Source organism: Emticicia sp. 21SJ11W-3, assembly GCF_024138715.1.
In the GTDB taxonomy this organism is placed as follows: Bacteria; Bacteroidota; Bacteroidia; order Cytophagales; family Spirosomataceae; genus Emticicia; species Emticicia fluvialis.
Map to the genome: position 1 here is coordinate 3,043,013 of NZ_CP092074.1, position 14,348 is coordinate 3,057,360.

General features: G+C 45.0%; 16 protein-coding genes. 13 read left to right on the top strand and 3 right to left on the bottom strand.

Going from position 1 to position 14,348, the window contains the following annotated elements; translation table 11 throughout:
• Positions 1–86: 86 nt before the first annotated feature.
• The gene (locus MB380_RS12835; RefSeq protein ID WP_253523201.1) at positions 87–938 is read left to right on the top strand and encodes an SEC-C metal-binding domain-containing protein; all 852 of its coding nucleotides are present in this window, start codon (positions 87–89) and stop codon (positions 936–938) included.
• A 79-nt stretch (positions 939–1,017) separates the two neighbouring features.
• On the opposite strand, the gene MB380_RS12840 is transcribed toward MB380_RS12835, so the two are convergent.
• Both MB380_RS12840 and MB380_RS12845 read right to left on the bottom strand, forming a co-directional pair.
• A complete protein-coding gene (locus tag MB380_RS12840; protein WP_253523204.1) occupies positions 1,018–1,599 on the bottom strand; it encodes a hypothetical protein in 582 nt (193 codons plus the stop codon).
• 133 nt (positions 1,600–1,732) lie between these two features.
• On the bottom strand, positions 1,733–1,969 hold the full coding sequence (locus MB380_RS12845) for a hypothetical protein (RefSeq protein WP_253523231.1): 237 nt from the start codon (positions 1,967–1,969) through the stop codon (positions 1,733–1,735).
• 146 nt (positions 1,970–2,115) lie between these two features.
• Here MB380_RS12845 and MB380_RS12850 point away from each other — a divergent pair, with 146 nt between their 5' ends.
• The 8 genes from MB380_RS12850 to MB380_RS12885 all read left to right on the top strand — a co-directional run bounded on the left by MB380_RS12850 (position 2,116) and on the right by MB380_RS12885 (position 8,537).
• Positions 2,116–2,679 carry a hypothetical protein gene (locus tag MB380_RS12850; RefSeq protein ID WP_253523234.1) on the top strand — a complete coding sequence of 188 codons (564 nt, stop codon included), beginning with the start codon at positions 2,116–2,118 and terminating at the stop codon, positions 2,677–2,679.
• A gap of 102 nt (positions 2,680–2,781) precedes the next feature.
• A complete protein-coding gene (locus tag MB380_RS12855) occupies positions 2,782–3,171 on the top strand; it encodes a hypothetical protein (RefSeq protein ID WP_253523237.1) in 390 nt (129 codons plus the stop codon).
• Positions 3,172–3,321: 150 nt separating this feature from the next.
• Positions 3,322–4,119 carry an MbnP family protein gene (locus tag MB380_RS12860; protein ID WP_253523240.1) on the top strand — a complete coding sequence of 266 codons (798 nt, stop codon included), beginning with the start codon at positions 3,322–3,324 and terminating at the stop codon, positions 4,117–4,119.
• An 8-nt stretch (positions 4,120–4,127) separates the two neighbouring features.
• Positions 4,128–5,168 carry a cytochrome-c peroxidase gene (locus tag MB380_RS12865; RefSeq protein ID WP_253523243.1) on the top strand — a complete coding sequence of 347 codons (1,041 nt, stop codon included), beginning with the start codon at positions 4,128–4,130 and terminating at the stop codon, positions 5,166–5,168.
• 48 nt (positions 5,169–5,216) lie between these two features.
• Positions 5,217–6,119, top strand: a complete 903-nt coding sequence (locus MB380_RS12870) for a hypothetical protein (RefSeq protein WP_253523246.1) — start codon at positions 5,217–5,219, stop codon at positions 6,117–6,119.
• Between the two features lie 111 nt (positions 6,120–6,230).
• Positions 6,231–7,145 (top strand): sugar phosphate isomerase/epimerase, encoded by a 915-nt coding sequence (locus MB380_RS12875; protein ID WP_253523260.1) that lies wholly within the window; start codon positions 6,231–6,233, stop codon positions 7,143–7,145.
• A gap of 210 nt (positions 7,146–7,355) precedes the next feature.
• Complete coding sequence (locus MB380_RS12880) at positions 7,356–8,048, top strand: YafY family protein (RefSeq protein ID WP_253523263.1); 693 nt, start codon at positions 7,356–7,358, stop codon at positions 8,046–8,048.
• Between the two features lie 75 nt (positions 8,049–8,123).
• Positions 8,124–8,537 (top strand): DUF1761 domain-containing protein, encoded by a 414-nt coding sequence (locus MB380_RS12885; RefSeq protein ID WP_253523279.1) that lies wholly within the window; start codon positions 8,124–8,126, stop codon positions 8,535–8,537.
• 45 nt (positions 8,538–8,582) lie between these two features.
• On the opposite strand, the gene MB380_RS12890 is transcribed toward MB380_RS12885, so the two are convergent.
• Positions 8,583–9,206 carry a trans-aconitate 2-methyltransferase gene (locus MB380_RS12890; RefSeq protein ID WP_253523282.1) on the bottom strand — a complete coding sequence of 208 codons (624 nt, stop codon included), beginning with the start codon at positions 9,204–9,206 and terminating at the stop codon, positions 8,583–8,585.
• Positions 9,207–9,448: 242 nt separating this feature from the next.
• Here MB380_RS12890 and MB380_RS12895 point away from each other — a divergent pair, with 242 nt between their 5' ends.
• The 4 genes from MB380_RS12895 to MB380_RS12910 all read left to right on the top strand — a co-directional run bounded on the left by MB380_RS12895 (position 9,449) and on the right by MB380_RS12910 (position 14,266).
• The gene (locus MB380_RS12895) at positions 9,449–10,078 is read left to right on the top strand and encodes a hypothetical protein (protein WP_253523285.1); all 630 of its coding nucleotides are present in this window, start codon (positions 9,449–9,451) and stop codon (positions 10,076–10,078) included.
• 387 nt (positions 10,079–10,465) lie between these two features.
• The gene (locus MB380_RS12900; protein WP_253523288.1) at positions 10,466–11,719 is read left to right on the top strand and encodes a hypothetical protein; all 1,254 of its coding nucleotides are present in this window, start codon (positions 10,466–10,468) and stop codon (positions 11,717–11,719) included.
• Between the two features lie 443 nt (positions 11,720–12,162).
• Positions 12,163–12,687: a hypothetical protein gene (locus MB380_RS12905; protein WP_253523291.1), complete on the top strand. Its 525-nt coding sequence runs from the start codon at positions 12,163–12,165 to the stop codon at positions 12,685–12,687.
• Between the two features lie 88 nt (positions 12,688–12,775).
• Entirely contained in the window at positions 12,776–14,266 is a 1,491-nt protein-coding gene (locus tag MB380_RS12910; protein ID WP_253523293.1) for a hypothetical protein, read from the top strand.
• Positions 14,267–14,348: the final 82 nt, after the last annotated feature.

A 14,348-nucleotide genomic window follows, 5' to 3' on the forward strand; every position in this document is an offset into this window, starting at 1 on the left:
TAAATCTGAAGCAGAAGATAGATGAAGTTTATATTTTGGGTTTAACTACTGAAAACTACCCAGCATTACAAATACAACTTCAAACGATGCTTGTTAAGAAGGATATTGATCCGTATCCTTTGTTTATTTCTATTTTCGATTTAGAGTTATTGACATATTATCTTTCGGATCCGTATGATTTGATGTATTATGTTCGTCAAAGAGTTGGACTTGCTGAATATTACATATCTGATGAAGAGATAAATTATCTAGGTTATCATCTTGAACGAAAACTGTATAGAACCAATGATTACGATAGGGTAATGATTGATTCATCATTTGGATTAAGAATTGATAGAAATTATTATCCTTACAAAACTGGTTTAACTCATCTTTTATCTGAAAGAAACGATCCAATTCATAATCGATGGAATAATTTAAAATTTGAAGAATTCTTAACAGCTATAAAAAGCAGCAAATTCTCCAAAGTCTCCGATATTGTTTTTCAATTCCTTGATTTATCCTTTGATAGTCGAGACAAGATTGTTGAGCAAATTTTTATGTGCAAAGAAAAATCAAGGTTGAATTGCAAATCTAAATCAATGTCTGCTGGATTTCAATTTAATTTTGGAATGAGTTATTTAGCTGCAGGTCCTGAGAATTTAAGTTCTTTAGATTTTAACGTAAGGATTTATTCTGAACTTAAGAAGTATAAATTAAAATGTAATACTTGGTTAGGAATTGGAGCATTTTGGAATAGTCCTAATTTAATTGACTATATGATTTATCTAGATAATCCTTGGGAATTTAATCTTCAATTAGAGGAGGATAGTGCAGAACTTTTTAATAGTAGTAATTCTAGGAAAATAATTTCAATTGAAGGGGGGCTTAGAATTGGAAGAAATGATAGGTGCCCGTGCAATAGTGGATTAAAATATAAAAAATGCTGCGGGAAGTGAATTTAAATCCAATTTTATACTTAGGCTACATTTAGTAAAGGTGCTTTAAATTTATCAATGATCTATTTTAAACCCAATTTCACCCCATTCTCAAAATCCTATACGTCTTCTTCTTCAAATCGAATTTAAAAAGCCGTGCGGGGCCTTCACCTGTATATGCGTAACCGTTGATATGTCTGACAAGAAATTTACCGCTTGAGTCCTTCACCATTGGTCTGCCGTCCTGCCCATCATGAACCATCGTTTTATCCTGAAATGGTGGCCGTGAATACACCCTGTCCTGAATAATCATTTCCAGAAATTCCCGTTTACGCTTGTCGCCGACACTGTGCTTGCGCCTGCCATTCCTATCGCAGTCATATATTAAAACTATGTTCGAAAGGAAATAGGCGTAGGCATCTGGCAGGTTATCTTTGTAAGAATCTTCAATATTTACACTTAATAGCCAGGTTTTATTTCCCTCTGTATCTATGTATCTGTTTAATTCATAGATGCCCATGCCGTTTACAAAGTAATGCTCTTTGGAGGCTATATGTGCAAATTCTCCTAATACGCTGAACTGAAGAGAATCTTTAGTCAGAAATTCTCTTTTAATTGGGTCTTGTGCCAAAAGGTTTATGCACAGTATAGAAATGAGAATCAGGAGGGTTGTTTTTTTCATGGCAATTATAAGTATTTTTAGTCAGTATTTTTATTAAGTATCATGCCCCCGGCAGGGTCTCCCGTGTACATAAGCTAAGCCCTGCAAGGGCTCTCTGCCGGGGCAGAGATGGATTTTCTGGCAATAAATTTCTTCACCTTTCCATCACTATAAAAAAATAATTGCGGGATCGCCCATTGTAAGTTTCCGAAAAACTTGAAACCGTCACCACCCGAAAGCCTTCTTCACTTTTCTCTTCAATATATCTTTCTGCTTTTGTATATTCATTAAGTACAATACAGGTAGTTTTTCTCTGATTTGATTTATAAGTCTGCGACATCAACAATATCAGCAAAGCAAAAGCGGCCAGAATCAATAAATTCTTTCTCATGGTAATATTTATTTTAAGTGATTAATGACTGAAATATATGAAATGGCATCCCATTTAAAAAGAACACGAAAGCATTTTTATTCGCCGGCTCCCAGAAAACAATCCTGCATTACTTTCGTTTGTAATTATAATTAAATCAATCCGCCATGACCAGATTCGGTTCTTTACTTCTCTTCACAACCCTCCTCGCCTGCAACACCCCAACCGATAAACCCGCCACCAAAAGTGCCGCGGAAATAACACCGGCTCAGCTGATAAGCCCCGGCCAGAGCATCGGCCAACTTACCATTGGTATGCCTGCTGATAGCGCACTGGCAAGGCTCGGGCGGCCTGATGCCTCTGATGCCGCTATGGGCAGCGCGCTGATGGCCTGGTACGGCAAAGATGCGCACCACTACCGAACAGCGGTTTTTACCAGCATGAATATGGGCAACGAGAATTTCCACCGTATTAAGCGCATCATGGTTAGTTCGCCGTGGTTTAAAACGGCCGACGGACTGGGTGCAGGCACGCCGCTGGCGGTTCTGGCAGAACAATTCAGGTTAAAAAAGGTAGCAGATGCCGCCGCTTCCCAAAAGGGGTTGCTGGTGTACACGGCCGTTGGCAGGGGCATCAGCTTTGATATTGACAGCCTTACACGCATCTGCAAGGCAGTAACGGTGCATCCGGCAGATGAGCAGGCGGCCGCCTATATTAATATGCATGAATAACCCGTTTACAAACAGGCCGTTACAGAAAAACCCGCCAATAAATACATAAAGAAATAGCCGTTTGGGGTATCAGGCATTTTATTTATGTGTATCTTTGGGGCTATGTTACAATTCAGGCAAATAGCGCTTGTGTTCCTTTCAGCGGCCGTGATGGTGAAGTCGCTGATTGTGCCGCTTATATGTCTCGACTACGAGTTCCGTAAGGATTTCATCATCAAAAACTATTGTATCAATAAAAACCGCCCCGAACTGCATTGCGACGGCAAGTGTTTTCTGGCCAGGAAAATCAATGCCGAAAACCAGAAAGAAGAGCAAAACGCATTGGGCAGCTTTATTGAAAAACTCATTGAAATAAATAGTGTAGGCACCCCGGGCACCTTTGTTTTTGACAACGAGGTCGAAATCATTCCCGCCGCCGTGCAAAACTATTTTGTTTCTATTCAGGCCACTGTCGACTTCTCCAGTGCCGTTTTTCATCCTCCGGTAGTCTGACACCCCCCTTCTCTGTTTTTTATCATTCCATGCCCGGTAAAGCTGCCGGAGCTAACCTTTTTGTATTATATTACTTCTTAAAACATCCGTAAGCACGGTTGTGGAAGGCCTGCGCCTGCCCGGCCCGATGCTGTCTAATTATTCAGAAAAATGAAAAATCTCACATATCTTGTTATTGCCTTTTTTGTTGCTGTTTTTGTGGTGTCATGTCAGAAAGAAGATGACATCAACCCTAACGATAAAAACACCGTTACCCTTGAGTTTGACAACCGCGTGGGCGACCAGAAACTGGTGCTGGGTACTACTACTGCCAAAAACGCATTGAATCAGGACTTCACCATTACGCGCCTTAACTACTTTGTGTCAAACATCAGCCTTAAAAACGAAAACGGCTCGGTAGTAAAATTAACCGACAAGTATTTTCTGGTGAAACACGCAGACCCCACCTCTTACCTTATTAAACTGGAGAACATTCCGGCGGGCAATTATACGTCGGTTTCTTATGTGATTGGCGTAGACAGCCTGAAGTCGGTATCAGACGTGAGCCAGCGCAAAGGCGTGCTGGACCCCTCTTCTTACGGCGACGACAGCATGTATTGGTCGTGGAACTCGGGCTATATATTCTTTAAAATGGAGGGTAAGTCGACGGCCATACCAGCCAATATGATGAACATGACCGAGTTTCAGTTTCATGTGGGCGGCTTTGGCGGCATGACAGGCAAAACCCCCAACAACCTGCAAACCATTACCCTGCCTATGGCCGAGGCCGCTAAAGTAAGAGGCAATGTGGCGCCGCAGATACATATCATTAATGATGTGCAGAAGGTGTTCAGCGCCGTAAACCAGATTAACTTAGCCACCACCTATATGGTACATGCGCCGTCGGCGGGTACGGTTATAGCGCAAAACTACGCCAAAAGTTTTATGGTAGACCACGTTCATAACTGATGCCCCGCATGAAGCAAAGGTTTTATCTACTGGCTTTAAGCAGCCTTGTTTACCTGGGAGCCGCCTGTTCGGAAGGTAGCTCCGGGGTAATCAGGCCCGAAGAATGGTTTGCGGTTCCGGCCAATTTTCCGAAACCCATCTATGATTTCTCGAAGAACCCCATTACCGCCGATGGCTTTGAGCTGGGCAAGGCGTTGTTTTTTGATGGCGATTTGTCGCGCGATGGTACCATTTCCTGTGCCGAATGCCACAGCCAGCCCTATGCGTTTACGCATCATGGGCATGACCTGAGCCACGGCATTGATAACCAGATTGGTATCAGAAATGCCCCACCGATACAGAACATGGCTTTTCAGCGGGAGTTTTTCTGGGATGGTGGTGTGTTTGACCTTGACTTGTTCTCAATTGCGCCCATTGAAAACCCCGTTGAAATGGACGAAAAACTAGGCAATGTGCTGAACAAACTGCGCAAGAAAGACAAATATGCCAAGCTGTTCAGAAAAGCCTACGGCACGCCCGAAATTACCACAGAAAGGTTTCTGAAAGCCTTGTCGCAATTTATGCTTACGCTGGTTTCGGCCAATTCTCGGTATGATAAATATGTGCGAAAAGAACCGGGCGGCACCCTGACAGCCGACGAACTGGCCGGAATGGCCGTTTTTGAGCAGAAATGTGCCTCATGCCATACGGGGTCGCTTTTTACAGACCAGTCGTATCGTAACAACGGGTTGCCGGTCTATAACCAGGAAGACACCGGGCGGCACCGCATAACCCAAACCGATGCCGACCGCTATACATTTAAAGTACCCAGCCTGCGCAACATTGCCGTAACGGCCCCTTACATGCACGACGGCCGCTTTTACAGCCTCGATGCCGTGCTGGAACATTACAGAAGCGGCATGGTAAATTCGGCCACGCTCGATGCCTCGCTGAAACAGAACGCGAAACCCGGCATAGCCATTACCGATACCGAAAAAGCGCAGCTAAAGGCGTTTCTGAAAACGCTCACCGATGACGATTTTCTGACCAATAAAAAATTTGGCATTTAAAATACACCGCTGCCAGACACCAATAGGCAGGCAGCAAAACGGACGTTAATGATGAAAAAACTATTGATACTGATACTACTGGCCAGCCAGTTACCAGCCTTTGCCTGCGATATTTGCGGCTGTGCCAATGGCAGTGCGTTTGTGGGTCTTTTGCCCAGGGCGGGGTCTCAGTTTGTGGGTTTAAGATACCGCAGCCGCGTTTTCGACTCTCACCTGAACAGCGTGATGCTGAAAACCCGCGAAACCTACCAGACCGCCGAATTATGGGGGCGGTTTTATCCGGTTAAAAATGTGCAGCTGATGGTATTTGTACCTTATAACAGCAACCACCAGGTGTTACGGTACAGTGGCACCGAAGCTAACAAAAACGGATTGGGCGACGCCATTGTGCTGGCGCACGTAAATGTGCTGAATACTTTTCTGGACACCACCAAAACCAGCCATATATACCAGAGCCTGATGATTGGCGGAGGCGTAAAACTGGCCACCGGAAAATTTGAATACGGCTATGATAACGAAATAAACCCTAATTTTCAGCTGGGTACGGGCAGCACCGATTTTCTGTTGAGCGCCATACACACCATAAAAATGCACGGCTGGGGGCTGAATACCGAAATTGGCGGCCGCATAGCCACCCGCAGCAACAAGCATTACCGGTTTGGCAACCGCATCAATGGCTCGCTGACGCTTTTTTATGCTAAAAACTGGGGTATGTTTTCTGTTATGCCTAATGCCGGGGCGCTGGTAGATTACGGTTTCCACGACCTGAAAGAGGGCATGCGCAATACCGAAACCGGTGGGGTGTCTACCCTGGCACACGCAGGGCTGGAAACGTACTACAAACGTTACAGCGCCGGGGTGTCTTACAAGATCCCGGTTTATCAGAACCTAGGCGGTGGCGAACTGAAAGCCCTGCCGCAGTTCAGCGTGCATCTGATGGTTAATTTCTGAGGCTCTGGCTTAAAAGCCCTTCAGGTTTGCGGTTTACCTGCGTGCCAGCGTGGTTTATAAACAAGTTTTTGTTAATTTGAGCCGGAAATATTCAACCTGAAATTTTAAACCATGAACCGCAGAGATTTTTTTGAAGCAAGCGTAGGGGGAGGCATAATGCTGGGCAGCATACAGTCGATAGCGGCTCAGACACAGGCCCCGGCTGCTGCCAGCCTGAAACTGAAAATACTGGCCACCAACTGGGGCTTTGCCGGAAGCACAGATGCCTTTTGTGCCGCCGCAAAAAAAGAGGGGTACGATGGCATTGAGGTCTGGTGGCCGAATGAAAAGAAAGACCAGCAGGAGTTGTTCAACGCCCTTGCCAAACACCAGCTTGACGTAGGCTTTTTGTGTGGTGGCCACCAGAAAGACCCGAAAGAACATCTGGAGACCTTCAAAAAGGCCATTAATGCGGCGGTGGCGTCGCCGGTTCGGCCTTTGTATATCAACTGCCACAGCGGGCGAGACTATTTCAGCTACGAGCAGAACAAACTTTTTATTGACCATACAACGGAGGCATCGCAGAAAAGCGGCATTAAAATTCTGCACGAAACCCACCGCGGGCGAATGCTCTTTGCAGCACATATAGCCCACAATTTTATTGAGAAAAACCCGGCCTTGCGCCTGACGCTTGACATTTCGCACTGGTGCAATGTGCATGAAACCCTGCTGGAAGACCAGGCCGAAGCCGTGCAGGCAGCTTTGGCAAGGGCAGACCATATCCATTCGCGCATCGGGCATCAGGAAGGGCCGCAGGTAAACGACCCACGCGCGCCCGAGTGGGAAAACGCCGTAAAAGCGCACCTAGCCTGGTGGGATAAAGTGGTAGAATACAAAGTGAAATCAGGCGAGGTACTGACCATACTGACGGAATTTGGCCCGCCGAATTACCTGCCAACCCTACCCTACACCCGCCAGCCGCTGGCCGACCAATGGGGCATTAATGTACACATGATGCATTTGTTGCGGAAGCGGTATCTGGGGTGAACCTTAAAATTCTTCTTAATCTGCGTACGGTGAATAAATTCACCGGCTATCAAAACAAATGTCTTTTTATTTTACAGCCGACTTAAGTCGGCATCACTTATAAAAAAGACCTTTGTTTTGATAGACGCCGACCGGGTGGCGTACCACTTTAGTCGGTGAAAATAATAGCGAATAATCCTTCAGTGAAATATTCCTTACAAAACCCTAAAAATGAACGAAAACGATACCAAACGCTTATCGCGCCTCACCGCAACTTTAACCATGCTGCAAACCAAGCGTTTGCTGACAGCTACTGAGCTGGCTGCCAGGTTTTCGGTGAGTGTACGAACCATTTACCGTGATATACGCGCTTTGGAAGAAGCAGGCGTGCCTATTATTACGGAAGAAGGCAAGGGATACTCGTTGATGGAAGATTACCGCATACCACCCATTATGTTTACCGAGAACCAGGCCAATGCCCTGATACTGGCCGAACAGCTGGTGCTGAAAAACAACGACACTACGTTTATTAAAGATTATACCGGGGCCATAGATAAAATAAAGGCCGTATTGCGCACCAGCCAGAAAGACAAGGCCAATCTGCTGACTGCCCGGACACGTTTCGACCAGATTGTTTACCGGGAAAGAAACAGCAGTGTGTTATCGGACCTGCAGTATGCGCTCACTAATTTTTATCTGGCAAGTATAGAATATACCAACGAGGCTCAGGAGACATCTACACGGCTCATTGAGCCTTTTGCGCTGGTAAGCACCCGCGAAAACTGGCTACTGATAGCCTGGTGCCGGCTGCGTAAAAATTTCAGGTATTTCCGCCTTGACCGCATCAATAAACTGGAAGTGCTGACCGAACAGTTTAAGCCTCACCCAATGACATTGCAGGAATTTTTTGAAAAATTTCAATAAGCCTGCCCACCCCTGACATAAGGTTGTCTTTGGGCGATGATAGTTTTGCATCATCATCCAAAAAAACAAAAACTTATGATCAGTCAATTATCAAATCTCAACTGGCTCGGTGTGGCCATCGCTTTTGTAGTATATTGTGTTTTAGGCGGCTTATGGTTTACCGTGATTTTTGTTAAACCCTACAAAGCCTCGTTAGGCAAAGTCAACGAAACCCTGCCCAATGCACCAATTTTTATAGTAGGGCCCATGATTTGCACGCTGGTTGTAACGCTCACAAGTGCCATTCTGATTAAAGCGCTCAACATAACCACGCTCAGCGGTGGTTTTGAGTTCGCTTTATTAGCGGGTTTTGGGTATCTGGCAGCCAATACGGTAAACATTGCCGTCAACCCCAATATTCCCCACCCTATTTTGTATGGGTTTATCAGCAGCGCGTATCATCTGGTTTGTATCACGTTGGCAAGTGTTATACTGGTGCTTATGCCCTAATCTTTTAGCCATTAGCCTGCCCAAAGTGCGCGCTAATGGCTTTTTTTATTGGTTCTGATACTGAAACAAACAAAAAGTGAATCTTTGCAGGGTATCAAAAGGTGTAAAATGCTCGGTTTTGATACATTTAACAGGGCGCAGAAACGCGCTGAAAAGCGCAGTCAGTTCATCGGCCGAATACCGGCAAATATCTAAGCCGCTGCATTTTCTGGGGCCGTCTTCGGCAAAGGTGGCCAGCAGCACATACCCGCCGGGATTGAGCGATTGAGCCAGATTTTCAATATAATGTTGTCGGGCGGTGGTGTCGGTCAGGAAATGAAACGTAGCCCTGTCGTGCCAGAAATCATATTTGCGGGGGGCCACAAAATTTCCGGCGTCGGCCGTTATATACTGGATGCGCTGTACTTTGTGGCCCAGCCTTGCACTGGTTTTTTGTAGTGCCGCTGCTGAAATATCAACCAGCGTAATATCTTCATACCCCTGCGCCAGCAGGTAATCAACCAAGCGGCTTTCACCTGCGCCCATGTCTAATATGGCTGCCTGTTTAGGCAGGTTTAATGTTTCCAGTAATTCAATGGAGGTGGCGGGTACAGGCTTAAACCAGCTTACTTCTTCAAAATTTTTGCTGGCATATACCTCTTCCCAATGGGTTTGCAGATGCGTGTTCATGGTCTGGCTTGTTTGGTGGCCTTTTCAGCTTAACAATTTCTTATAAACGTATAGTTCATACCGGGGTAGGTTTTGCCTGCTGCTGAGCGGGTTTCTGACTGACAAAAATCATTATTTATTATCTTTTCAGGTTCTAAATTGCTTCCGGATTACAAATTTGTATTTTTGTAATACCAATGCGTTGCAAGCGATAAACGCGCATGAAAAAGCAATTTTTTTAAACAACTTACAAATACCTTTTTATGAAACCTACACACATTTTATGCATTGTTTTATGCCTGTTTGCTACGAGTATCTACGCCCAAGACATTATTTTCATGAAAAACGGCGAAGAAATAAAAGCCAAAGTAAAAGAAGTAAAAGACAAGGAAATCAGTTATCTGAAATTCGACAATCTGAGCGGCCCTACCTACACCAAGCTGAAAAGTGAAGTGGTGATGATTAAATATGAAAACGGCCAGAAAGATATTTTTGCCGACCAGAAAGTGCAAACCGCCGAAAGTTATGTTGAAACCAGTGCCGTTTCTGTATCGCCAGTGGGTAATGCAACAGCCTATACCTACGAAAAAGGCATGGCCGACGCACTGACTTATTATAACGGCGAAAACAGCGGTAAAACAGGTACCCTGCTTACTTCTTTGTTAATTAATGGTTTGGTTGGGCTTATTCCGGCTGTTGCGTGTAGTTCAACCACACCGAAGGTCAAGAATCTGGGCATACCCAATATGGAAGCCTACCAAAAAAACCCCGACTACGCCAGAGGATACCAAACACAGGCAAAAAAGATAAAATCAAAAAAAATCTGGAAAAACTGGGGTATCGGTACCGCTATTTCAACACTTGTTATTATTATAGCTTCTAATGCCAACTAAAATAAGGGCGGGTACCGGCCACTTCAACCGGTGGCTGGCACCCGCTTTATATTTCTGCTTTTATTGCTGATAATCATGTAGTTACCCGACTTGTCTTTAGCCGGTTTATTTTTTTCTTATTGCTGCACTCTTCTCTCCGCTTTTGCAATTACTTATTAAAAGGTAGCATTTCAAAGGTTCACTTACCGAATAATAAGTATATGAACGTATATGCTAAAAAAATGAAAATGTTTTCTAATTTCGGTGCAACAATTCAGCCTGAAATTTTTTTAAGCACTTAAAAGCCATTAAAAGCAAAGTTCATTAAAAAAAGTTGTTTGCCCATACTGGTTTCTTAGCATTAAAAACTGGCAAAGCTGTGCACAAATCTAAACATGAAAACTAATTATGAATACTACTACCAACGTTACCAGCGGCCAATACCTTTTGGCGCCGCAAGCCAGTACCACTACCGTGCTGACGCTTATGTCTGGTTCAATTACTTTAACTGGTAACACAACCTCTCAAACAAGCCTGACACTTGTTTCACCAAGCACGGGGGCATCGCAGGCGTTTACCATCACTAACGGCAGCGCTTATGCCGAAGGAATTATTACCATTAACTATCCCGCTGCCAACGGTGGGGCACAGGAAACAGCCGAATGCCACATCAATTTTTTTCTTAATACCACTCAATGGGAGCAGGATTCCTCCGGCTCATTTCCGGATGATAATACCTCTATCATACCGGCAAAATCAACAGGCAGCCTGCCTACCCTTTTAAACGTTACGCAGCCAACAAGCGGGCCGTCAGACGGTATTGACTCATTGTATCAGGTACTCAACAAAGCTATGGTTTTTCTGGTAGATTATCGCCCCGAACACCAAACCATGTTGTTCAGAGGTAACACGCCCTTTGCCGCACCAACCGCTGATAACGGGCAGCAGGCAGTCGATTTCGGTAGTTTGCATACTTACATGGAAAACCAATACATAAGCCAGACAGGTAATAAAGATTTTCCGGCGCAAGGGAGTTATACCTTAAGAGATGTATGCCTGCAAAGCCAGGAAAGCGAGGGGCAATCTATTTTATGGGAGCTGGAGTCGTTTGGCGGCACCTCATTAAATCAGTTAAATACACAAACGTGGGTGCCTGCAGATAATTCATCAAACACCACACAAAACCAGATGTGTAACTGGCAGATTGAGCCACATACACAACCAGGTAATGATGTATTCGATTGGGATTCAGTAAAACAACTTAGCGATTGGATGTGTCCGAAAGACACCAACCCCAATTTTTATATTTACTACATACATTGTGCCAGCGGACACGACAGAACCGGCATTGTGGCCTCGGCCTATATGATAGTCAACAGGGGGCTTTCATTAAATCATTCTTTAATATATGGCACCACCGTGGCCAAGCAAAGCGCTACCAGCGGCCAGGTGTATGCCGACTGCCAGGATTTAGACGGCACTAATAAGGGCAACATTGACCCTGACCGCTCAAGGCTGATGATGATTGCAAACATCTACGACCAGACCGTACTTAACATTTATAATTCGCAGAATAACCCTGACCCGGCGGTTACGCAGTTACCCGCAGAAGCAATGAGTACCGACCCCGCTTATGTTTATTCAACCTATCCGTGGGATTAAGCGCAGATAGCGTATACTGAAAAACGTTAGTAAAAAACATAGCTGAACCTTCATCTTTTGCCCGTTGTTAAGGGCTAATCTAAAAACCAGAAACAGGGTTCCGGGCGTACGAAGGAGTAGTTATAAAAAACGGAACCCTGCATCACCTACCCAATAAAACAAAGCATAGCGCGGCGCGCTGGTTTCTGTGCTGTTCTATTGCCTGAATGACCGATGCACGCTTACATCTGATGTAAGCAGTTTCTTTCTGAAAACACCGTTGTTTTCAGCAGGGTTGCCTATGCCAAGGGTTTTCAACAATGAGTAAAAAATAGAATACCAAACCGGTTCTGAAAAGGGCTGACCACCCCATTGTGACAAAAAAAAGACCCTAAACTACCCAAACGGGGGCGAAAACCGAAAAGCCATACGAGTAGGTATTCAATCTAAAATAACAATTAACAATGAAAATTTTATCCGCTTTCTATGGTTCTTGCAATATCAACGCCGTAGATGTAACTTCACAAGTACAAACCATTGTAAACAGTGCCGTTGGAACAGCCTCTGTTTTGGTTAATTCTGCAACATTCAATATTCCAGACCCTGACGCCGGTACAAGGAAATCGCTTACCATTACTTTTACTTATGGTATCCCGTCAGTTACCTTAAAAAAATCGGCGGTAGATGGTACAACCATTACACTTGATCTGGTACCCAATCATTTCGAAATTGTGTCGGCTTACTATGGCACCACAGCCGTCTATTATGACATTACAAAAGCCTTGCAGATTTTCACGCTTGAGTCGGTTGCTAATTCAAGCCTGGTGGTAGGAAGCAGTTCATTCTTCAACCAGTTTACCTACGGGTTTGACATCGCCTACGGCGTACCCAAAACGCTGACGGTTTCATTCTTCAAACCGGGTAGCAGCAGAATGATTACGGTGTGTGCCAATGATGGGCAGACACTTGATTTCAACAGGGCGTTTTAAGAGCCCATCAGATTGCGTACAGGGGGGGTGTAACCACACCCCTCTTGTTTTTTACCGGACGCCAACGAATCATTTAAACTCAATATATATGGAAACGAAACAATTAAACACACTAATTGACAGAATAGCCGGGAACCTGAAACACAAAGCCGGGCAATTGGAAGAACTTGTAAAAAAATACATTCAAAAGGCCGGACAGAAAAGAGAACGGGTGAGGAACACGGCGGCGCAGATACAGCAGGATACCCTGATAAGTGATATTCCGCCACAAGGGATATTGATAGACAAACCGGGAAACTACCAGTTTGCGAAAACTATTACGTGGATACCCGGGCAACAGGCAACAGCCATTGCCATTGATATTATTGCCGATGACGTAACCCTTGACCTGCAGGGGTACAGCCTCGTTGCCGTGCCTGTTATAAATACCAATAGCGTTATCGGAATCAACATTACAGGCAATAATATAACCATAAAAAGCGGCGTGGTGGTTGATATGTTGCTGCACGGCATCTCGGCCTCGCTATGCAATAACCTAACCATAAGCGGTGTTGCCGTGCAAGGCTCTGAATACAGCTACCTGGGCAACGACCCGCTCGTAACGGCCTCGGGCATATACATTGAGCTGTCAGAAAACATTACCCTGCAAAACTGCCAGGTAAGCGGAGCCAACGTTACTGCGCCTGCTTATGCGGGTATTCAATTATCTGTATCAACCCATGCCCGGGTTACTGATTGCCAGACAAGCCATCTGATAAATAATGACGGTACCGTTACAGGTTTTAGTTATGTATTCTCCGAACATATAACAACTACCAACTGCCTTGCTACCAAGTTCCGATCGTATTATCAGGGAAAAACAACCACTTTTGGCCACACTGTTTTAGGCTTTTTACCAACCGCCTGCAAAAACCTGACATACGAAAACTGTACGGCTATCAGCCTGAGGGGGTGCTGCGATGATTGCCATGGGATGTCGATTTTTGAATCAGATGATATTACAGTTACAGGCTTTAGCGCCATTGGTATTGTAGACGGCGACTGCCCCACCAACACGGGTGCCAAAGCCACCGGGCTGGAAGTGTATGGCAACAACATTACCATACAATACAGCCAGGTGCAAAACATCTTTGCTATTGTGCCGCAAGACAAACAGAGTTGCGGTTTCAGCGCGGCAGGAAATAACATCACGTTTGAAGCATGCGTGGCCTATAACGTATTTGTTTTTGACGAAAACAGAAACCTAACCAAAAACGCTGCTAAATATGGCTATGGTATCGGCTTTGGATGGGCACCAGACCCCCGCCAACCTTTTGTAGGCAAGAATGCCGTCAATACGGTTTACACTAACTGCGGTGCCATTTTCTGCCAGGTTGGGTTTGATACCTGGAATCATATCGGCGGACAATGGAATAACTGTTCGGTGGAAGACTGCCTCACGGCTGTGTTGCAGGAAGCTGGCGGCCAAAGGATTTTCACGATGGATAAGTGTTCTGAACTCCCCTCCAATATGACAAGCCCCATGACCATTATTAACTATGCGGCCAATAATACCTTTAATCCGCCAATCAGCAATTAGTATTACCGGGCGTGAAACCGCAGATAAGGATACAAAAAAATGAATCTGTTAGCAGGTAGAGGCAAGGCTTTATCTCTACCTG